This window comes from Agathobaculum sp. LCP25S3_E8, from assembly GCF_052117165.1.
Classification (GTDB): Bacteria; Bacillota; Clostridia; order Oscillospirales; family Butyricicoccaceae; genus Agathobaculum.
Genome location: NZ_JBQKJR010000001.1, coordinates 55,832 through 74,059 on the forward strand (window position 1 = coordinate 55,832; position 18,228 = coordinate 74,059).

Below are 18,228 nucleotides of genomic sequence, written 5' to 3' on the forward strand. Positions count from 1 at the left end.
GACTTCACCCCCACACCATGCTCACGGCGGCGGTCGAAAGAGAGAAACGCTTAAACTGCAATCTCAAACACACCGTCCCGCGTCTCCACAAACGTACCCTCGAAGGACAAGTCCCGGCCATAGGTTTCATAGTCTATATAGTTTTGCAGGTGCTCCGGTATCTCACCGAGCGCACCTTCCTCTACCATCTGGCGCGCCACGTCTGCCATGTCCTCACAGCCCGACCACAGGATAATATCATCCTGATGCTCACACAAATCTTCAAGACTGCTGAAATAGCCTTGCAGCTCTTTCAGGTTATCCTGAATATACTCCGGCAAATCCGCCACCATTTCACACAGGCGGTTGACTTCCTCAATCGGTGTGTACTCGTCTATATCAAAGGGCAGCTCGTAGTCGTGTATCGCATATTCCTCATAAAAATCGTTTAAGCCGATACGCTCAGCCATTTCGTCATAGTCGATGGGCGGTTCAAACCACGCGCCAACAAGCTCACCCTCGTTGTACTTGCCGAGGTTCGCTACATAGACCCGCATTTCCTCCATAAGCAAAATTCACCTCCCATCATGCAGGCATAAAAAAGCGGCCAGTCTCTTTCCGAAACCAGCCGTTATGCACCGATAATCTGATTGAACAGGGTAAGCAGCACGTCCTTGACGCCCGCCGCGTTGAACACCAAGCCGACCGCGATCAGTGAGACGATCATAAAGCCGATCAGCTTAGTAAACTCACGCTTGAAGCCGAGATAAATACCGATCACCACGATTGCCATGAGTACAAGCGACTGAGCGTTCGTAAGAAACCAGTTATACAGGTTGACACCAAAATTCATAGGTTATATTCCTCCATTCTGACAATATTCTTTTATTCTGCAACTTATTCCGACACAATCACCTCCCCGACACTTAAAAGCTGCTGCTCGATGATCTTCCGATGCTTATCCGCAAGTTCTGTGACCGCAAGCATTTCTTCCATGACGTTTGTCCCGCATTTGCGGTCTAATTCCAGCAGCATCTTCCACGAGGGTGCTACCTGATGGGATAGCCAATTGAGCGTTTTTTGCACGGTATACGGTTCGGGCGCGGTCGTCAGCTTCAGCCTTTCCCGATGCGCCCCAATGAACACCGCCCACATTTGGTTCATCGGCCAATCCTCGCGCGGTTTGCTGTCATCCCGATCGACAAACCGCACATAGCGGTTGATGATGCCAAACGCAGTGTTTTCCGGACTTTCACCCGATACCAGATCGTATACCGCATGATAGGCACGGTCGTTTTTCAGCCGGATTTCAAATCGGTTCTTGATTTCCGCATCTTCAATGGGAACACCCTGTTTGACAAGCTGCTCATAGTCCTTTTCGTAGATACAGAAATATAAGTCCGACTGCATCGAGCCGATATACAGCGTCGCACCCATGCTTGCTTTGTTTTCTTCTCGGCTGCGAACCAATTCCCCAGACCGATATGCCTTGAAACTGCGGAAAACCGAAATGCACTCACCGCGATCACACTTATCACACAGAAACGGAATATTCAAAATGCCCGCGCGGTCATTGATGGCAAGGTCTATCCGTTTGAATAACGCATCTTCATCCAAGCACTGCCGGAAGAACTCGTACCAGCTTCGTTTCTGCCCGTTCAGATAGGCTTCAAACTGACGGCACCCTTTGCCTTTCAGTTCCAGCAGCACGCCTTTTTCCTCGTCCGGGGAGGTCATAACCGTTACATCCCCCAGCACATACATGCTGCTATACGAGTAAAAGCCGTGATCTTCCTGCACGAAATACTTCATTTTGAGCCGCAGCACATCTTCAATGATGTGCCGGACATCCATTGTAGAAAAGCGGATACGCACATAGTCGATCATCAGGTTCAGCGGTTCTGGATATAACGCTTTGAGAGCCGCCGCAAGACGTTTTTGCATCTGGTCTGTGAGCGGCATCTTGCCAGTTTCCACCCGGCACAGGTATTCCCGCGACACTCCGGCAACAGCGGCAACCGCCTTGCGAGATATCCCGTTCTGCTCCCGCTCCCGACGGAACTGCAAAATCCACCCGTCCTGCTCCATACGCAAACCACCTCCTTCCCGACTGTGACATAATCGCCCGATTTTTACATAGCCCCCAAATACCGAAAAAGCCAGACGCCATCAGGGTTTTGCTTTGAAAAAGGGCTGGCCATAGGCGATTTGTACCCCCCTGTTAGATACAGGGGGTAATGACGCGCGGGCGCGGCTGCGCCGCGCCCGCCATCCGCCCTCGCCGCGCTTGCGGCTTTCGCGCTGCACGCCGCGCGCGTCAGGGCGGGGCGTGCAAAACAAAAGCCCACAGGGTTTTCCTGTGAGCTTGTACCAACCATATTTTATTTTTCAGAACAGCAGCGCCAGATAATCCTGCCGTCCGTCCAGCACGCGCGTGACCTCGATATGGTCGTCCTCCACCACGCGGTAAAAGACGAGCTGCTTTGCCACCACCAGAAAACGCAGATCGGTTTCCACAGCAAATTTACGGCAGAGTTCCGTCCCCATATAGGGATTTTCCTCGAGCAGCATAATCGCATCAAACACGCGCCGGGTCAGCTTTTTCGCCGCCGTCCCATTGCCGAGCGTTTCCGAAATATAGCGTTCCGTCGCCTGCATATCGTCCAGCGCGGTTTTCTTGAATAACACCTTCATTCAGACAGCCCCAGCATCTTGCACGCATCGTCGGCATCGTACACTTCGGCGCACTCGTCGCCCTTTTGCAGCTCTTTCATCAACCGCGACAGCGCCTTTGCCTTGATGATCTCGGCATTGTCCTCGTTTACCGCGAACGGGAAGCCGCCCGCATTGATTGACTGCTGGAAAAACACGTTGACCGCGTCCGTCAGCGTCAGACCATTTTTCGCATAAATCCGTTCCAGCTCTTCCCGGATTTCCGGGTTCATGCGGATACGGAACATATCCGTTTTGGCAGAAGAAACTACATTGCCCATACGTCATTCCTCCTTTGGATTCAGTATAGCAGGTCGTTGTGCATCTGTCAAATTTGTAGCAACAATGTTGCTACTTTTATATTTGCCGATCTCCCGCAGGAAGTCATACCCCTTCGGCACAACCGGCGTGTAAAACTCGGTAATCACGCCTTTGCCTGTATCCGCATATCCGCGCCCCTTGACGTTCTTGAAGAAAAACTCCTTTTTCACTTCCCCGAACATCATACTATACCCCAGTTCGGACATCCGCCCCAGCGCAACGCGGAAGTTGAACTGGTCGCGGATGCCGTCGCCGAGATACTTTGCGTCCGGGCGCTGGCAGGCGAGGATCAGAAAGAACCCCGCCTGCCGCCCCAGCATGACGATCTGTTTGAGCCTGTTCAGTACATCTTCGCGCTCGCGCGTGTTCAGCATTTCCATAAACGCAACGTATTCATCGAATATCAGGAAGTGCGGTTCCAAGCCAAGATAGGCGTAGTTTTCGCCCGTCTTGTAGCCCGGCATGGACTTCATGCGTTCGCTGCGCTGCATCATGCCGTCACAAAACCGGCTGACACACGCGGCAATATCCTCCTTGCGGTAATACACCTCCGGCATCACAGCGGACAGGTCTGCGAGGTCTGCGTTTTTCGGGTCCAGGACATACAACGCCGCATTGGTCTGCAACAACGCCTGGATGATCGTCAGGATAAAATACGTCTTGCCGCCGCCCGTACCGCCTGCAAGCAGCATATGCGGCAGCGCGTCGTACTCCCACCAGATGTTCTTCATCAGACGCAGACGTCCGTTCTCCGCTTTGACCCCGGAGATTGGGATACGGTTTGCCACCATGTCATAGAGCAGGGTGTATTCTACATATCCATCCCGCAGTTCACGGCTGACGAGCTCGCAGTACAGACCACTTTCCAGCTTGGTTTCCAGATGCAGCAGCGGTTCCTGATACTTTCCCATGGTGATTTCCACCTGAAAATGCAAAAGCCCGTTTTCCATGCGGTAGTACATCCGTGGAAAACGGGCTATTTTCGTTTTTTTATTTGAACTGGGCAAATCCTTGAAAAAACTGTCCTGTCTCGTCTGTTCGGCCTGCTCGTACCATTGGTTTTCCAGCACCATGCGTGCCAGCTTTTGACGGTGGGATAACTGCCGGACAGTATCCGGAAACAGGCGGCGCAGCAATATGATTATCGTAACAGCGAAAGCAACTGCTACAAGAAGGGTAAACAGTCGATAGGGCATATTCACACCACAATCCGATGCAAGCAGGACGCGCCACCCGGATTGCAGCACCGTCCGCAGATTGAGCAGAACGAAAGATAGGCAAAACACTGCAAAACCGACACCGCACGCTGACTGGGACACCAAATCCTTGTCCGACGGGCGGATACGCTTACCGCGATACCGGAAATGCTTCATAACGGTTACGCCTTCTTATCCGGCTGGCCGTCCTTACGCGACTGGGCGGGCTGTCCGCCGCCCGTTGCACCAGCCTGTTCCGGCTTTACCAGCACAATGTCATCCGCCTTGACATACCAATCCACTTCCGCATTGTTGCCGAACGTAGCATTTGCCACAGTGTTCGCCACCGGGTTCACAATATCCACCTCAGCGTTATAGGCATAATCCCGCAGTGGCGTGCTGGCGGGGATACTTACCTGAATCATACGGCGCTGTGTCTTGCTTTTCAAATCGTAGGTGCGTTCCTTGACCACATCAGACGGCGTACCGTCCTCGTTCTGCTCAAACACCTCGCGGCGCAGCGCGGAAAACTGCAGCCGTCCAAACGTCGCCTGCTTGTCGATCACAATACCATTTGCCAGTCTCATATATGCACCTGTCCTTTCTTACGCTTTTACAATGTCGTCTGCATGGAGGATATAATCCGAGAAGCCGCGGCCATTGACCGCATAACCCTCCACAGTGATCTTGGGATTGACCAACTTAACCGCGTCCATATACTCAAAATGTTTTTCACCCGCCTTACCGGGCAAAATGACTTCGATGTCATCCGCGCGCTGCACGTCCGAAAACAGCTTGTACCGCCGGTTCTTCACCACAATACGGCCATTTTCCCGCTGGGTATCCCCGCGCCGCGGTTCCACCTTGCCGCCAAATTCCAGATTACCGAACGTCTTTTCCATGTTCGGGACTACAAATTTCAGTTCCATAAAATCTTCCTCGCTTTCAAATGTTAGTTGATCTTACTGCATGACTTCCGCGATACCCGCCATGATATACTCCGCACAAGGCAAAGCGATCGCATTACCGAGTGCGAAACAACGGGCGCGGTCTTTGATGGGTTCGTTCTTGCAGCCGTATGCTGTCCAGCCCTCTGGCAGCCCCATAAGACGTTCGCACTCCAAAGGCGTAAGGTCGCGGATAACCCCGTCCTGTTCCGCCCCCTCATACCAACACGCAAACGGCTGCCCTATACTGGCAAGCAAAGTTGGGAAGGGTTCTCCGTTTTTGCCGAAGCACGCCCGGAAGCCGGTTTGGTCGCCCTGCTTTGCCATTGCCCGCATACGCCGAAGCTGGAAGGGACGGACGACGGGTATCTGCCGCCCTGCTTCATCAGCAGGTATTCGATCTCCACCGGCGGCGGACAGCCCGCGTTCACCGCAAGGCGCAGGATGCGAGAGCATACCGCGGGGCTTAAATAATACTTCTGCGGCGCGTCTGCCTGCAAAATCCGCCACGACGAACACCCGCCGCCGACGCTGCGAAAGTGCGGGTTCTCCCCAATACTGGGCATCCAAGAGTCGCCAAGCGGTATCAGCCCGTCCCCCTCGCACCATTCCGGCGTGCGCCCACAGTCCGCTATCAGGCACTGAAACCTCGATACCTGTGAATGCGTGGAGCACGGCTGCAAAATCCAGCCGGTCATTTGAAGAAAACGCTCCCGCGACGTTTTCCCAGACAGCGAAAGCTGGATACCGGTTATTTGTTGCATACCTCATTTCCTCAATAATACGCATGGCCTGATAAAACAGGCCGGATTTACTTCCCGCCAAGCCCTCCCGCGCGCCGATCGTGGACAAGTTTTGACAGGGCGAACCGAACGTGACAATATCCACGGGCGGTATCTTGCCGCCGCCTATCTGCGTGATGTCTCCCAAATCGAGCATATCCGGGAAATGCAGCCGGGTAATGGACACCGGCGCTCTGGCAATCTCGCTTGCCCACACGGGAACTATGCCGCAGCGGGACGCGGCAAGAGGGAACACGCCGATACCATCAAACAGGCTGCCGAGCCTAAGTGCGGGCACGGGCAGACCTCTTGTGGCTGCGCACCCGCACGCCGTCCATCGCACTCCACTTCGGCGCTTTGCCCCGGATACGGGAAAGGCAATCACAGCGTTCGTCCGGGTCTAAATTCGCCCCGCAATAGGGGCAAGTGTGATAATACATGAGCTGTCCTCCTTTTGATAGTTGGTTGAATGCCTACATAGATACCGGCGGCGGCCGCGGATGGTGGGTGGCGATTTCGTGGCATAAAAATAACCGCCCGGGTAGGGCGGTTGGGTGAGTTATTCGGTTGTACATAACAATTTCCTCCTAAGAATAGTGAAAATCCGTCCTTTGACAAAAGAACGGATATGGATTATGTAATAATTTAAGCAGCCCGCATTTCGTTCTATGTTGTTTGTTTCCTGTCGCCGAAGCGCTGGAAGTGTACGATTTCACGTGCACGCAGGAACTTGAGCGGTTCGCGCACATCCGGGTTATCAATTAAGCGCAGCAGATTGTCATACGTTGTACGTGCCTTTTGCTCTGCTGCAATCATATAAGAACAACATTTTAGGTTGATTGGTTCGTGTCAGTCCCATTTTTAGGACAGTTATCAGAAATTCCAGTGAATTTCGATGGGAACATCCTTTGTTCCGGGAATCCGCTTTCCTATCACGATATAATCAATCAGAATTTCAACGATCTCCCGTGTCAGGTGTTCCAGATTGGTGTACTGTTCGATCAGTTCACGACGATTATCACCAACAGCAATCCGTTCTTCGATTTCTGCAAGCTGTTTCTGGCCGTCGATCATCACACGCTCTAAGCGTTCTTTTTCCGTGGTAAAGTCCTTCGACAATTCCACAAAATCGCTCTCGGATATGAGTCCCTTGACTTTATCCATATACAGCTCCCGGATGCCTTTGCTGTACTCGGCAATCTTCTTTTCATAGGCCGACATATTGGCAAGCAGCCGCTTTTTCTGTCCCTGTAAGTTGTCGCAAAACTCAATGTTCTGTTCCAGCTCGTCTTTGTCCAGATACTCCGCAGCCAGCCGGTTCAGTTCGGCAATCACCATCTGTTCCAGCTTATCCACGGAGATAAAGGAGCCAATGCAGGCGTCCTTGGCTACATGGCGGTTGGAGCATTGAAGATAGTGTTTGCCCCGGTTTTTGGAGGAACGCATTGTATAGCCGCAGTTGGCACAGCGGGCTTTTCTGGCAAACAGGCCAATGGTGCCGGTATCAAAGGGTTTCGCCCGTTCTGCAATCATCGCCTGCACCTTATCCCAAAGTTCACGATCAATAATCGGCTCATGGGTTCCCTCGACAACATACCATTCGCTTTTCGGGCGCGGTTTGTTCTGCTTTGTCTTATAGGAAACGCTGCCGTATTTGCCTTGCACCATGTTTCCGATATAGATTTCATTTATCAGCATATCGGAGATAGCAAAGTATTTCCAGAGCGTGCTGTTCTTCCTTTTGGGCTGCTGGTAACGCAGACCGTGAAGCCTTTTGTACTCCGTGGGATTTGGGATGCCTCTGTCGTTCAGCATCCGCGCAATGGCGGTTTTGCCATAGCCCTGCGAAAAGAGGGTGAACACTTCCCGGACGATTGCAGCGGCTTCTTCATCAATGATAAGATGCCCTTTTTGTTCAGGGTCTTTCTTGTACCCATAAAGAGCAAAAGCACCGATGTGAAAACCGTTCTGTCGGCGGTTGGTGAGAACACTTCGGATATTATCAGACATATCCTCTAAGTACCACTCGTTTACAAGGCCGTTGATCTGGCGGGACTTTTTGTTTCCCTTATTGGCAGTATCGGCATTGTCTACGATGCTGACAAATCGGATGCCCCAAATCGGAAAAAGGCCGTGTATGTATTTTTCAACCAATTCCAATTCACGGGTAAAACGGGATTGCGTTTTGCAGAGGACAATGTTAAATCGGCGGGCCTCCGCGTCTGCTAACAGACGGTTAAATTCCGGGCGTCTGCGGTCGGAACCTGTGTAATCATCGTCACTGTAAATGTTATATACTTCCCACCCCTGTTCCATAGCATATTGCAGCAGCATGGCTTTCTGGTTCTGGATGCTGTTGCTGTCGTCGGTTTCAAATTGCTTGTTCCGATCTTCTTCGGATAAGCGGCAATAAATAGCTACTTTCATATTCACATCTCCGTAGAGATAGAAACAAGCTATTCACATACATGAATTATACCATGTAAGTTAATAGCTTGTCATTACCGATTTTCGGCGGCTATCCTTTTATTTTTTTCAAGCTGGTTAATCAGTTCAATCCACTTGCGCGTGAATTGATTTTTTGTCGTTGTGCTTTCGCCGCTTTTGAAAACACTTTGACACGTCTGCTGAACCGGCTGTGTAGAATTTTGTTCTTGCATCGACATCGCCCCTTTCAAAACAGCGTATGCGATACTGCTTGTTCAATATTATTACAGAATAGGGGAGATGGGCATAAATCGGACGGCTGATGGCATCAGCTCCACAGGAATTTCACCTCGGCCCATGCTTGTGGGTGCGCCGCGCAATGCTGTGTGGGTGTTCAACGCGGGAGTATCGTTAGCGTATGTGCCGCTGCTTACGAGCTGCCAACTCTCGGTGTAGATGGTTCTCGCTCACTCAAAGGATACGAGGTCATGGCGCATCCACCGACGCGGAACATACAGAATGTGTCCGTCGCCCTATACTGCGCCGGTGGCCTCCCATCGGGCTTTCTTTTTCAAGGTGCTGCCAACAGCCCGCAGCAGAGGAAAGAAACAGGGAAAGGGTTAAGCTGTTTCAGCCTCCGGGGGCCGGTTCGTCACGGTATTGTGACGATGGAAGAAATGAGCTTGATTTCCAGACGGCGCTTCATGTACTCGTCTACGCACACATGAGGCTGGCCGTATTCGTCGTAAAGCGTCCGGGTACATAACTTGTTGATGTAACCCTCGTAGTACCGCAATACTCGTTCCACGGCCTCGGCATCACCGGCGCGGGCGGCCTTGATCACCGAAAGGGGCAAAAGCTCAATGCTTTTGTAGTTGGGATTTTTCATCCGCGTCTAACCTCCCTCCGGCATCAACGCCATCAATTTTGTTCGCAGCTCTTTCAGCGTTTTAGTCCTGTGCCGCTGGACGGCACTTCTGGACATTCCCATGAGTGCGCCGATCTCGCCGTCCGCCAGTTCCAAAACACAGTGCAAAATCAAAATGCTCTGCGCCTGCTGGGACAGCTTGGCAAATGCGGCGGCCACAAGCTCGTTGTCGATATGTAAATCATAGCCATGCGACGAAAACACAAAATCGTCGCTGGGGTAATGATCTACGGTGTAGAGCTTGTCCAATTCTGCCTGCGGGAGAACGCTGAACGACGTTTCACGGTCGCGCTGGCGTTTCATATCCCGGTGGTAGTTTCGGGCCTCATTTCGCAGTACGGTCTTGCAGAAAGCATCAAACCGGCACTGTTCGCCATAGTCGCGGGGGATAGCTTCCATCTTCTCACCCCCTTTCTGTGGGGGATGTGGTGGTTCTGTCCCTTTCCGCCAACATGACACCAGACAGGCCCTTTGCTACCCGCTAAACGTCTCCTTTTCGAAATGTTTTGAAAAAGTTTTTTCGGGTTTGTTCGGGCCGAAAAAAGCGACAAAAAACGCCCGGCAGGTCGCAAATGACCTGCTGGGCGCAGATATGTTTCAATACGATTATAGTTTACATTGTATAGTTCATATATATGGCCGGTCTGACCTAGAGGGGGAGCTATGCTTTTTTTAGCTGATGTAGATCATGCGAATTGTGCAAAAATAAAAGTGACACGGCGGTATCCTCCTATGGGCCGCCGTGCTTTTCAGAATGTCGGGGTCGTCTCAGAGTGTAACAGAAAAAAGAAACGGCGGCTCTGAAATTCAAAGCCGCCGATTGAGAATAATGTGCGTAACAATATGGTTGCTGTACGACGGCTTTTTTTCTTTTGCCGTCGTCCGGCAACAAGTTTCTTTTATTTTCTTAATTCTAATCGGAAATCCTCACCAAATTGTCACCGTTAAACGCTATTTCGACCAAATAACAAGCTGAAATGTCACAAACCCATGATATTTCAAAATTTGTTGTTTTTATGTCATCGGATTTCCTTTTTCTTAAACAGGACAATCCCCGTCCCGGACGTTAGGACGATTACCAGTAACGAATAGCCCAACCACTGATAAGGAACACTTTCTATGTCCTTGTTCGCTACTCCCTCTGAATCAAAAGCATCTGCAAGCTGCATGGCCTGTCCAGAGGGGAGCAGATCGTTGACGACTTCAAGAATAGCCCTCGGCGTTCCGTCAATATACAGGGGGTTCGGACTTTGTTCAACTTGTGTGGGAATACCCACCTCATTGACACTCACATAGTTATCGTACATTTCCGGCTCACCAAGTCTTTGATAGATATAAGAGCTGGACACAAGTAATACCAAGGCCAAGATCATGCTTACAACCACATTTCCCGCCTTGTTGGTATTTAACATAGCCAGCATCGTCATAATGCTTGCAAAGGCTACGGAAACGAAAAGGCTGCTTATCAGGCACATAGCAATGACATTCGTTTCGGCCAGCAGTTCACCGCCTTTGGAGTTATTCACCATAATGATACCCGCAATATAGGCCAGAGAGATCAATACGCAGGCAAACGCACATGCAATAAGGTTTGCCAAGTAAATCTGCATCCGGGAATGTCCGACCACCAGCTTATTCCGAATCGTTCCGTCACTGTATTCAGAACCGACAAACAGGCTTATAAAAATTGCTGCTACAAGGCCCATGAATGGAACAAAATCAAACACGCAGCCATCAATCGCAAAGCCCGCACTGGCCTCCGAAGCAAAATTTGATGCGCTATATACACCGTAGATAAACATACAGATCAGCAGAATCCAAAACACGATTTTTTTCAGCATACGAAAAAACGTCGATGTAAACAGTCTACTCATGGCCAATACCTCCGATTAAATCAACATAATAGTTTTCCAGATTTTCTTCCCGCTCCTGTATGGAAAGTACCTCGCACTGGTACTTTTCAAGGGCGGCGGTCAGGCGGGAAATATTTACCTTGTTAAAAACCTCTGCCACATTGGGAGAAAGCATTTTATAAGGCTGGCCCGCTTGTTCCAGTACAGCGGCAAGAGCTTTTCCGTCCGTCACTTCAATGCGGACAGATTTGCGGAACGAATTTTCCAAATCACTTGCACTGATTTCCTTTATCATTTTCCCGTTGTCGATAAAACCGTAGTGGGTAGCGAGCCGGGATAATTCATCAAGGATATGGCTGGACACCAGAATTGTCATACCATATTGCTGATTAAGGTTCAGAAGAAGCTGCCGCATTTCAATAATGCCCTGCGGGTCAAGTCCGTTGATCGGTTCATCCAGCACCAAAAAACGGGGATTCCCCACAAGGGCAATCGCAATTCCCAACCGCTGCCTCATTCCAAGGCTAAAATTCCTCGCCTTTTTCCTGCCGGTATTTTCCAAGCCGACCATCTTCAAGAGCTGCGGAATGGTATCAAAAGATCGTATCCCCAAAATACGGTACTGCTCCTTTAGGTTGCCAGTTGCCGACATATCAAGATAAATCGCCGGTGTTTCAATGACCGCACCCATTTCTTTTCTGGCATTGAGGATTTCATGTTTTCGACTGCTGATACCGCACAAAGTATAGTCCCCGGAGGTGGCCTCTTGCAGGCCGCAGATCAGCCGAAGCAAGGTCGTTTTGCCAGCCCCGTTTTTTCCTACCAGTCCATAGATTGAGCCTTTGGGAATGTGCATGGAAAAATTGTCTAATGCCTTATGGTGTCCATAAATCTTTGTCAAAGCCTCTGCTTTGAGAACATAGTCCAAAAGATTACCTCCTTTTTATAGCACTCGCTGTTTACGGAGTGTTTTTTCTAACAAAATCATCATAAAGAGGAAACCTCACAGAAATGTCACCACAGGGCACTTTTTACCGGCTGAAACCTCACAATTCTGTGACATTTGAAAACGGCCACCCTGTCGGATGGCCGTTTATGTCTGTATATTCTTATTCAGCGATGCGTAGCCGTTCCACCACCGTTTTCTGCGCCATTTTGTTGTAGCAAACAATCGGCACAAAAGCTGTAATGAGAATCAACGGGATAATGCAGAGGATAACGGGGAGCAGGGTAAAATGCCATGTAAAATAGCTTAATTCTGCCCCCATCATCCGAACCACAGTCAAGCTCCCGACAATGGAGAGGATCAGAGAGCAAAAAAGTCCCAAAGCGGAATAGCCGATTCCCTCATAGATCAACATTTGTTTGACCTGCTGGCCTGTCATGCCTACTGATTGCAGCATGGCAATTTCTTTATGCCGAGAAAGGATGGAAGTCGTCATGGAGTTAATGAAGTTCAGGATGCCGATAAGCGCCAGTATTGCACAAAGTACACCGCCCACAAGACGGTACATATTTATCATGCCGTCAAAAGACTGCCGCAGAACAACTTTAGAAAGATAGTCCAGTGCAGTGTCGGTGTTTGCGGTATAGTTTTTCAGCCAGTTTTCAGCGGCAAGCCGGTTTTCATCATCTACATTGAATATCGTTTTCATGGCTGGTTGATCGGCAGCTACCATATTCCCCAGCAATTCACTTGTTGGAAAAATGTAATCCAACCCCATATCCACTTTCAAAGGAGTTTCCAGTGCCTTTGGAATATTCACCACAGCAAGCACTTCATAAGCCTTGCTTGTTCCGTCAAGTTGGGGAACACTGATCTGATCTCCTGGCTGGTATAGATAGAGGGAACCGTCACCCATCATCTGCATAGGTGTAACATATACGCCTGCTCCTGATCTCCATTTTTCCGTGTTCAGTTCACCGTCCAAAACCTGTATATATCCTGCCGGAAAATCGTCCAGACCGTACACATTAACACCGTGTTCCTGCCGCACCATATAATTGCCCAGTTCTTTTGCAACGGCATCGGAAGAAACGGCAAGTTCCTGTAAACGGGCAAGGTCGTTTTCGGAGAGGGACTGTTTGGAAGTCCACAGGTAGACACTTCCTATATCTTCAAGACCATTCAGACTTTCCGCCTGACTGATGAAATCCCGACTTACATTCGCCGTATTAAACGGGGCGTAACTGTTGATAACCGTAGTATCAGCGACAGTAAAATCTGTCAAACTGAAATCGGCGACAAATTTGTCAAAGTCAAACGAGGTCACATAAGTGTAAACGCTGTTCAAAAGAACGATACTCAACGCAAACGACAAGGTGACGATGATTACCTTTTTCTTATTTCGTCCGAGATTGTTTTTTGCCATCATGGTCGTGCTGATATGTCTGCTACGCCGCTGTTTCCTTTTCGCTGGAGCCTGCTCTACATAGTGAAGCGCCTCCATTGGGGAAACTTTCGCCGCCAGCGCGGCCGGCTTTTTGCAGCTAATGAAAACAGTAATCAGCGAAAAGATGATTGCAATCAAAAAGATGATCGGGTTTACAGTAGTAACTACCCGCATATCGTCCGTCAGCATATTCACGATAAAGGGAAGTAGCAAACGACCGATGGGCCATCCCAGCAGCAAGCCCAAGGGAATCCCAACGAGGGACAGCTTAATTGCTTTTTTGTAAACGATTTTCCTGATCTGCCTTGCGGTTGTTCCCAGTGTTTTCAACATCCCATAAAACCGAATGTCCTGTGCGATTGAAATGTAAAACACATTGTAAATCAGGAGATAGCCTGCAATAAAAATAACCAAGATTCCAGCCACAAGGGGCAGTATAGTAGATGGGCTGACCGTCGCTGTCCCATAGGCGTCATTGATACTCACCCGTTCATCCAGACCATATTGTGAAGTCACTTCCAATGCCTGTTTCTCAATATCCCATTCCGAAGGCATCATCATAACAGTGTCAATATAGCCTGTTCCTACTGGGGGCGTGGCTCCGTCTGTTTCCCCTCGAATAATAGGAGCCACCTGCTCCGTGTATTCTTTGGACAGCAACATTGTTTGGCGGTAGGCCACTGTGTCACCATCCCAAATACCGCACAAGGTAAAGGTATCGGTAAAGGTGTCTGTATCGGTCACAAATGTAAGTTCCATTTGTGTGCCGATTTTGTCCGGCAGCCCCATTGCCGCCAGGACAATACGGCTTGTGGCAATCTCATTTTTCAGCTCTGGCAGCCGCCCAGTATCAGGAACATTGAATGTTATATCTGCATATGCAGCATCACCATAGCGCAGTTCCGTAGGTGTTTTATTAAAACTATCCCCCACAGCATTACCAATAATGACAGAATAGCCGATGTCTTTCACTCCTGCATCGGCTGACAGAAGTTCGTATTCATCCCACGATACCCGCTTAATACCTACATGAGCAGAAGTGCCGATTGTCCTCATGTTACTTTCCTGCATGGCAGTCTGCAAACTAATCGCAATCGTGGACAGACTGGTAAACAAAAGTGTGGCAAGCATGATTGCTAAGACAGCAATCGTATTCTTCTGTGCTTTCAGTGAACGCTTTGCCAGAAGTTTCAGGACAGGTCTGTTGTTGTTTCCAAATAAAATGTCAGTCATATTTTCGCCCCCTTTACTCGGAAATTCTGCCGTCCTCAATGCGGATAATGCGGTCGGCAAGCTGGGCGATCTCATTATTATGGGTTATCATTACAATGGTCTGATGGAATTTTTGGCTAGTGACTTTCAAAAGGCCCAACACGTCACTGCTTGTTCGGCTATCAAGATTGCCAGTGGGTTCATCCGCAAGAACAATGGCAGGTTTGGAAATAAGAGCGCGGGCAATCGCAACACGCTGCTGCTGACCGCCGGAAAGGTTGTTGGGCATACTGTTGAGCTTTTCATCAAGAGCCAGCAGTTTTACAACTTCTTTCATAAATCGCTTGTCCACGGTGTCACCGTCCAGCTCCACCGGCAGGACAATGTTTTCGTAGACATTCAGGACGGGGACAAGATTGTAATTCTGGAAGATAAAACCAATGTTGCGCCTGCGGAAGATCGTAAGTTGTTCGTCGTTGAATTTGGATAGTTCTTTTCCTTTCACTTTGATACTGCCGGAAGTTGGCGTGTCCAAACCACCCATCATATTCAGTAGTGTAGACTTGCCGCTTCCGGAAGTACCAACAATGGCAACAAATTCTCCATCCTCAATCGAAAGGGTCACGCCATCCAACGCTTTTGTGATGTTCGGCTCTGTGCCATAATATTTTTTCAAATCGGTTGTTTGTAATATGCTCATATAGAACACCATCCTTTCTTTGTGATGGCTCTATCTTAAAGACCAAACCTCACAGAAATGTCACCGCAGGATATTTTTTTCCCTTGAAATCTCACTATCCTGTGACATTTCACTGTTTTATCAATCACGGAGCAGAAATATCATGAAGCAGGAACCAATTCCCGGAGTAGAAATCACTTTGATATATCCCCCCTGCATGGTAATGATCTCACGAGCCAGATACAGCCCAATGCCGATTCCTTCTATATCGTGAACATCGTCCTCCCGATAAAACCGCTTGAAGATCGCGCCTTGATGTTTTTCCGGGATGCCCTTTCCAGTGTCGGCAATGCTGATTTTGAGATACAACTCCCAACACTCCACCGTCACAGTAATTTTTCCATTTTCCGGTGTGTATTTTACCGCATTATCCAAAATATTGAACAACGCTTCGCTCGTCCATTTTCTATCATGAGGAACTTCCAGATGCTCCGGGCAGTTTACCGAAACATCAATTTTCTTCTTTTCTGCGTTTAGCAAAATGCCACCCAATGCTGACGCGAGGGTATCATAGACTGTCTGCTTTTTCTTATCCAGAGAAATGACGCCGGTTTCCAGTCGGGAAGTCTTAATCATAGCCTGCATGAGAAAATCCAGCTTATCAAGCTGACTTGCGGAAGCTGATAAAAATTCTTTCTGCTTGTGTGGCGGAACTTCCTGATCCATGAGCGTGCTATTTATCATTTTTAGATTGGCAATCGGCGTTTTCACCTGATGGGAAATATCTGAAACCAACTCTTGCAGGTCGGCCCGTTCCTTAGCAACATTGCGGCGATTCTCATTCATTACTTCATAGAGCCGCCCCAGCCGGTAATTGATTTTATAGAACAGGCTTTCTTCTTCGGCCATTTGCAGAGGCTCTATATTCCCAGACAGCATATCGTCAAGCGTCCTGCAAAAGAGATCGGAAAATAAAGTCAGCTTGCGCCGAACCAGCGCAACAAAACAACCCACACAGAACAAAACAAATGCACAGAAGAACAGGCAGCATAATATTGCGGATATGCTATGCGTCAAATCATATAGAATGATGATAGTCGCTAAAACGGCAAGTAAAAGTATCAGCCCTAAGAACAAACAGGCTTTGTTGACAGACAGCTTCTTTGCGCTCATTTTTGAAGCCCTCCTATCCACATATAACCCATGCCATAAACAGTTTTAATGTACTGCTGACCGCCCGCCTCGATCTTATTTCGTACCCGGCTGACTGCGGCTGTCAGGGCGTGTTCATCTACAAAGTTTCCATCAATGTCCCACAGCTTTTCAAGAAGAACCTGCCTTGTTAAAACTATATTTGGATTTTTTACAAACACACGTAACAAACGGTATTCCATAGCGGTAAAAGTAACCGGCTCCCCGGCAAGAGTAGCGGTCGTTTCGGAAAAATTGATAAGCAAGTTTCCGTCCGAATAGCAATCCCCGCCTGTCTGCTTTTGAATACGAGTGATAAGGGCTGCCACTTTCTTTTGAAATACGCTCATAGGAAAAGGCTTTGTTACATAATCGTCAGCCCCAAGTTCAAACCCGCGGAGCATATCGCTTTCCATATCATTCGCAGTAAGAAAAATGATTGCTGTATCGAGACGGCGTTCTTTGACTTCTTTACAAAAATCAAAACCGTTTCCGTCTGGCAAGTTAATATCAAGAACAATCAAATCGTAGTCTTGCTTTTCGCATAAGTGGGTTGCCGCAACTTTTGTCATAGCTGAATCCACGGTATACCCCGCAGTAGACAGATTGTAACACAGAGTATTATTCAAAAGTCGGTCATCCTCAACCACTAATAACTTCATATAATCACATCCTTTCGCTGAATAGGGTATCATGAAAATGTCACAGAAATATCACCGTGATTTATTTTCTTTTCTCCGTCCATCTGCGGGTTTCTCCGTATCATTCGGGATTAACCAGATTGTTGCCACTTTCATAGCACCGGGGATGCGGCCCGCAGTGCAGTAATAGTTTATCCATCGTGGGGTCACACCCCATTTTTCACTTGCTTCTTTCAATGTCATATATTCCATACCACATACCTCCACAGGCTACATTATAATTCCTTTGCTCGAAGAATACAACAAACAAAATATGAATTATAAAGTTTAAGCTATCCGCATATAGCAACATTCCATGAGCAGACTATGAAATATACAATGTATGTGGGTGATGCAATATGGCAAAAGTTGAAGATTGCCCCGGTTTTGAAACTTTCGGCGCAGACGTAAAGGAAGCGCGGAAAGCAAAACATCTCACACGAAAAGACTTGGCGGAAAAGGTAAACATCGAATCCCGGTATCTCGCCAATATTGAGAATGAGGGGACGATTCCCAGCCTGCCCGTCGTGATACAGCTTATCAAGATTTGCGGCCTGCCCGTGGAACACTACTTCAATCCAGAAGTCATGCGGGAGGAAAGTGAAGATCGGAAACGTGTCAGCCACAAGCTGAAACTTTGCCCGGAGCAGTATCTACCAATCGTGGAGGGTGCCATTGACGGGGCCTTGAAAATCAAACAGCCAAACGAAGAAACGGAGGGTGAGTAAAAACATCCTCTGTTTTCTTTTTATGGGGACGCGCAAGCGCCCTCTTTTTTTGCACTTTTTTCTGTCCAGAGGTCTATTTTGCGGGTAGTTTTGGCGTTTGGGAACGTCTTGTTAGCGGAGAAACAGTAACGTAGCAAGCATAGGGAGTGTAGCCACACTCCCGAAAAACGGCCTGTCCCCGCCCCCGTCGGGCCTCGTCC

General features: G+C 48.9%; 21 protein-coding genes and 1 pseudogene. 1 reads left to right on the forward strand and 21 read right to left on the reverse strand.

All coding sequences use genetic code 11. From position 1 onward, the window contains the following. Positions 1 to 50 precede the first annotated feature (50 nt). From ACTQ34_RS00320 to ACTQ34_RS00420, 21 genes and pseudogenes are all read right to left on the reverse strand, one after another. A complete protein-coding gene (locus tag ACTQ34_RS00320; protein ID WP_441361973.1) occupies positions 51 to 545 on the reverse strand; it encodes an antirestriction protein ArdA in 495 nt (164 codons plus the stop codon). Between the two features lie 65 nt (positions 546 to 610). Next, positions 611 to 832: a hypothetical protein gene (locus tag ACTQ34_RS00325; protein ID WP_441361974.1), complete on the reverse strand. Its 222-nt coding sequence runs from the start codon at positions 830 to 832 to the stop codon at positions 611 to 613. Positions 833 to 876: 44 nt separating this feature from the next. Then, the gene (locus ACTQ34_RS00330; RefSeq protein ID WP_441361975.1) at positions 877 to 2,067 is read right to left on the reverse strand and encodes a replication initiation factor domain-containing protein; all 1,191 of its coding nucleotides are present in this window, start codon (positions 2,065 to 2,067) and stop codon (positions 877 to 879) included. A 300-nt stretch (positions 2,068 to 2,367) separates the two neighbouring features. Next, positions 2,368 to 2,673, reverse strand: coding sequence for a type II toxin-antitoxin system RelE/ParE family toxin (locus tag ACTQ34_RS00335; RefSeq protein ID WP_441361976.1), 306 nt, complete (start codon positions 2,671 to 2,673; stop codon positions 2,368 to 2,370). Continuing rightward, positions 2,670 to 2,972 carry a type II toxin-antitoxin system RelB/DinJ family antitoxin gene (locus ACTQ34_RS00340; protein ID WP_441361977.1) on the reverse strand — a complete coding sequence of 101 codons (303 nt, stop codon included), beginning with the start codon at positions 2,970 to 2,972 and terminating at the stop codon, positions 2,670 to 2,672. Before ACTQ34_RS00340 ends, ACTQ34_RS00335 begins: the two co-directional genes overlap by 4 nt. Positions 2,973 to 2,975: 3 nt before the next feature. After that, a complete protein-coding gene (locus tag ACTQ34_RS00345) occupies positions 2,976 to 4,385 on the reverse strand; it encodes an FtsK/SpoIIIE domain-containing protein (protein ID WP_441361978.1) in 1,410 nt (469 codons plus the stop codon). A gap of 5 nt (positions 4,386 to 4,390) precedes the next feature. After that, the gene (locus ACTQ34_RS00350; protein ID WP_441361979.1) at positions 4,391 to 4,795 is read right to left on the reverse strand and encodes a YdcP family protein; all 405 of its coding nucleotides are present in this window, start codon (positions 4,793 to 4,795) and stop codon (positions 4,391 to 4,393) included. A gap of 18 nt (positions 4,796 to 4,813) precedes the next feature. Next, positions 4,814 to 5,137, reverse strand: a complete 324-nt coding sequence (locus ACTQ34_RS00355; protein ID WP_441361980.1) for a YdcP family protein — start codon at positions 5,135 to 5,137, stop codon at positions 4,814 to 4,816. Between the two features lie 33 nt (positions 5,138 to 5,170). Beyond that, positions 5,171 to 6,235 (reverse strand): DNA cytosine methyltransferase, encoded by a 1,065-nt coding sequence (locus tag ACTQ34_RS00360; RefSeq protein ID WP_441361981.1) that lies wholly within the window; start codon positions 6,233 to 6,235, stop codon positions 5,171 to 5,173. Next, the gene (locus ACTQ34_RS00365; RefSeq protein WP_441361982.1) at positions 6,222 to 6,377 is read right to left on the reverse strand and encodes a hypothetical protein; all 156 of its coding nucleotides are present in this window, start codon (positions 6,375 to 6,377) and stop codon (positions 6,222 to 6,224) included. Before ACTQ34_RS00365 ends, ACTQ34_RS00360 begins: the two co-directional genes overlap by 14 nt. A 226-nt stretch (positions 6,378 to 6,603) precedes the next feature. Then, positions 6,604 to 6,750 (reverse strand): annotated as a pseudogene (locus tag ACTQ34_RS00370) (manganese catalase family protein); the annotation flags it as partial. Between the two features lie 60 nt (positions 6,751 to 6,810). Next, positions 6,811 to 8,364 carry a recombinase family protein gene (locus ACTQ34_RS00375; protein ID WP_441361983.1) on the reverse strand — a complete coding sequence of 518 codons (1,554 nt, stop codon included), beginning with the start codon at positions 8,362 to 8,364 and terminating at the stop codon, positions 6,811 to 6,813. A 652-nt stretch (positions 8,365 to 9,016) separates the two neighbouring features. Next, positions 9,017 to 9,253 carry a helix-turn-helix domain-containing protein gene (locus ACTQ34_RS00380; RefSeq protein WP_441361984.1) on the reverse strand — a complete coding sequence of 79 codons (237 nt, stop codon included), beginning with the start codon at positions 9,251 to 9,253 and terminating at the stop codon, positions 9,017 to 9,019. 6 nt (positions 9,254 to 9,259) lie between these two features. Then, the gene (locus tag ACTQ34_RS00385; RefSeq protein WP_441361985.1) at positions 9,260 to 9,691 is read right to left on the reverse strand and encodes a sigma-70 family RNA polymerase sigma factor; all 432 of its coding nucleotides are present in this window, start codon (positions 9,689 to 9,691) and stop codon (positions 9,260 to 9,262) included. Positions 9,692 to 10,311: 620 nt separating this feature from the next. Continuing rightward, positions 10,312 to 11,166, reverse strand: coding sequence for an ABC transporter permease subunit (locus tag ACTQ34_RS00390; RefSeq protein ID WP_441361986.1), 855 nt, complete (start codon positions 11,164 to 11,166; stop codon positions 10,312 to 10,314). Further along, on the reverse strand, positions 11,159 to 12,073 hold the full coding sequence (locus ACTQ34_RS00395; protein WP_441361987.1) for an ATP-binding cassette domain-containing protein: 915 nt from the start codon (positions 12,071 to 12,073) through the stop codon (positions 11,159 to 11,161). The genes ACTQ34_RS00390 and ACTQ34_RS00395 overlap by 8 nt, the downstream gene beginning before the upstream one ends. Positions 12,074 to 12,254: 181 nt before the next feature. Further along, the gene (locus tag ACTQ34_RS00400; protein WP_441361988.1) at positions 12,255 to 14,771 is read right to left on the reverse strand and encodes an ABC transporter permease; all 2,517 of its coding nucleotides are present in this window, start codon (positions 14,769 to 14,771) and stop codon (positions 12,255 to 12,257) included. Between the two features lie 13 nt (positions 14,772 to 14,784). Next, on the reverse strand, positions 14,785 to 15,450 hold the full coding sequence (locus tag ACTQ34_RS00405; RefSeq protein ID WP_441361989.1) for an ABC transporter ATP-binding protein: 666 nt from the start codon (positions 15,448 to 15,450) through the stop codon (positions 14,785 to 14,787). Positions 15,451 to 15,570: 120 nt separating this feature from the next. After that, entirely contained in the window at positions 15,571 to 16,602 is a 1,032-nt protein-coding gene (locus tag ACTQ34_RS00410) for a sensor histidine kinase (RefSeq protein WP_441361990.1), read from the reverse strand. After that, entirely contained in the window at positions 16,599 to 17,282 is a 684-nt protein-coding gene (locus tag ACTQ34_RS00415; RefSeq protein ID WP_441361991.1) for a response regulator transcription factor, read from the reverse strand. Before ACTQ34_RS00415 ends, ACTQ34_RS00410 begins: the two co-directional genes overlap by 4 nt. A gap of 51 nt (positions 17,283 to 17,333) precedes the next feature. Beyond that, positions 17,334 to 17,513, reverse strand: a complete 180-nt coding sequence (locus ACTQ34_RS00420) for a DNA-binding protein (protein WP_441361992.1) — start codon at positions 17,511 to 17,513, stop codon at positions 17,334 to 17,336. Between the two features lie 146 nt (positions 17,514 to 17,659). Between ACTQ34_RS00420 and ACTQ34_RS00425 the strand changes: the two genes are divergently transcribed. Continuing rightward, positions 17,660 to 18,028, forward strand: coding sequence for a helix-turn-helix transcriptional regulator (locus tag ACTQ34_RS00425; protein ID WP_441361993.1), 369 nt, complete (start codon positions 17,660 to 17,662; stop codon positions 18,026 to 18,028). The last annotated feature ends 200 nt before the right edge of the window (positions 18,029 to 18,228 follow it).

Coding starts and splice junctions, on each gene's coding strand:
- ACTQ34_RS00320 (WP_441361973.1), bottom strand. CDS start 545: ATGGAGGAAATGCGGGTCTATGTAGCGAACCTCGGCAAGTACAACGAG.
- ACTQ34_RS00400 (WP_441361988.1), bottom strand. CDS start 14,771: ATGACTGACATTTTATTTGGAAACAACAACAGACCTGTCCTGAAACTT.
- ACTQ34_RS00425 (WP_441361993.1), top strand. CDS start 17,660: ATGGCAAAAGTTGAAGATTGCCCCGGTTTTGAAACTTTCGGCGCAGAC.
- ACTQ34_RS00405 (WP_441361989.1), bottom strand. CDS start 15,450: ATGAGCATATTACAAACAACCGATTTGAAAAAATATTATGGCACAGAG.
- ACTQ34_RS00420 (WP_441361992.1), bottom strand. CDS start 17,513: ATGGAATATATGACATTGAAAGAAGCAAGTGAAAAATGGGGTGTGACC.
- ACTQ34_RS00390 (WP_441361986.1), bottom strand. CDS start 11,166: ATGAGTAGACTGTTTACATCGACGTTTTTTCGTATGCTGAAAAAAATC.
- ACTQ34_RS00365 (WP_441361982.1), bottom strand. CDS start 6,377: ATGTATTATCACACTTGCCCCTATTGCGGGGCGAATTTAGACCCGGAC.
- ACTQ34_RS00415 (WP_441361991.1), bottom strand. CDS start 17,282: ATGAAGTTATTAGTGGTTGAGGATGACCGACTTTTGAATAATACTCTG.
- ACTQ34_RS00385 (WP_441361985.1), bottom strand. CDS start 9,691: ATGGAAGCTATCCCCCGCGACTATGGCGAACAGTGCCGGTTTGATGCT.
- ACTQ34_RS00355 (WP_441361980.1), bottom strand. CDS start 5,137: ATGGAACTGAAATTTGTAGTCCCGAACATGGAAAAGACGTTCGGTAAT.
- ACTQ34_RS00375 (WP_441361983.1), bottom strand. CDS start 8,364: ATGAAAGTAGCTATTTATTGCCGCTTATCCGAAGAAGATCGGAACAAG.
- ACTQ34_RS00325 (WP_441361974.1), bottom strand. CDS start 832: ATGAATTTTGGTGTCAACCTGTATAACTGGTTTCTTACGAACGCTCAG.
- ACTQ34_RS00335 (WP_441361976.1), bottom strand. CDS start 2,673: ATGAAGGTGTTATTCAAGAAAACCGCGCTGGACGATATGCAGGCGACG.
- ACTQ34_RS00345 (WP_441361978.1), bottom strand. CDS start 4,385: ATGAAGCATTTCCGGTATCGCGGTAAGCGTATCCGCCCGTCGGACAAG.
- ACTQ34_RS00350 (WP_441361979.1), bottom strand. CDS start 4,795: ATGAGACTGGCAAATGGTATTGTGATCGACAAGCAGGCGACGTTTGGA.
- ACTQ34_RS00410 (WP_441361990.1), bottom strand. CDS start 16,602: ATGAGCGCAAAGAAGCTGTCTGTCAACAAAGCCTGTTTGTTCTTAGGG.
- ACTQ34_RS00340 (WP_441361977.1), bottom strand. CDS start 2,972: ATGGGCAATGTAGTTTCTTCTGCCAAAACGGATATGTTCCGTATCCGC.
- ACTQ34_RS00330 (WP_441361975.1), bottom strand. CDS start 2,067: ATGGAGCAGGACGGGTGGATTTTGCAGTTCCGTCGGGAGCGGGAGCAG.
- ACTQ34_RS00380 (WP_441361984.1), bottom strand. CDS start 9,253: ATGAAAAATCCCAACTACAAAAGCATTGAGCTTTTGCCCCTTTCGGTG.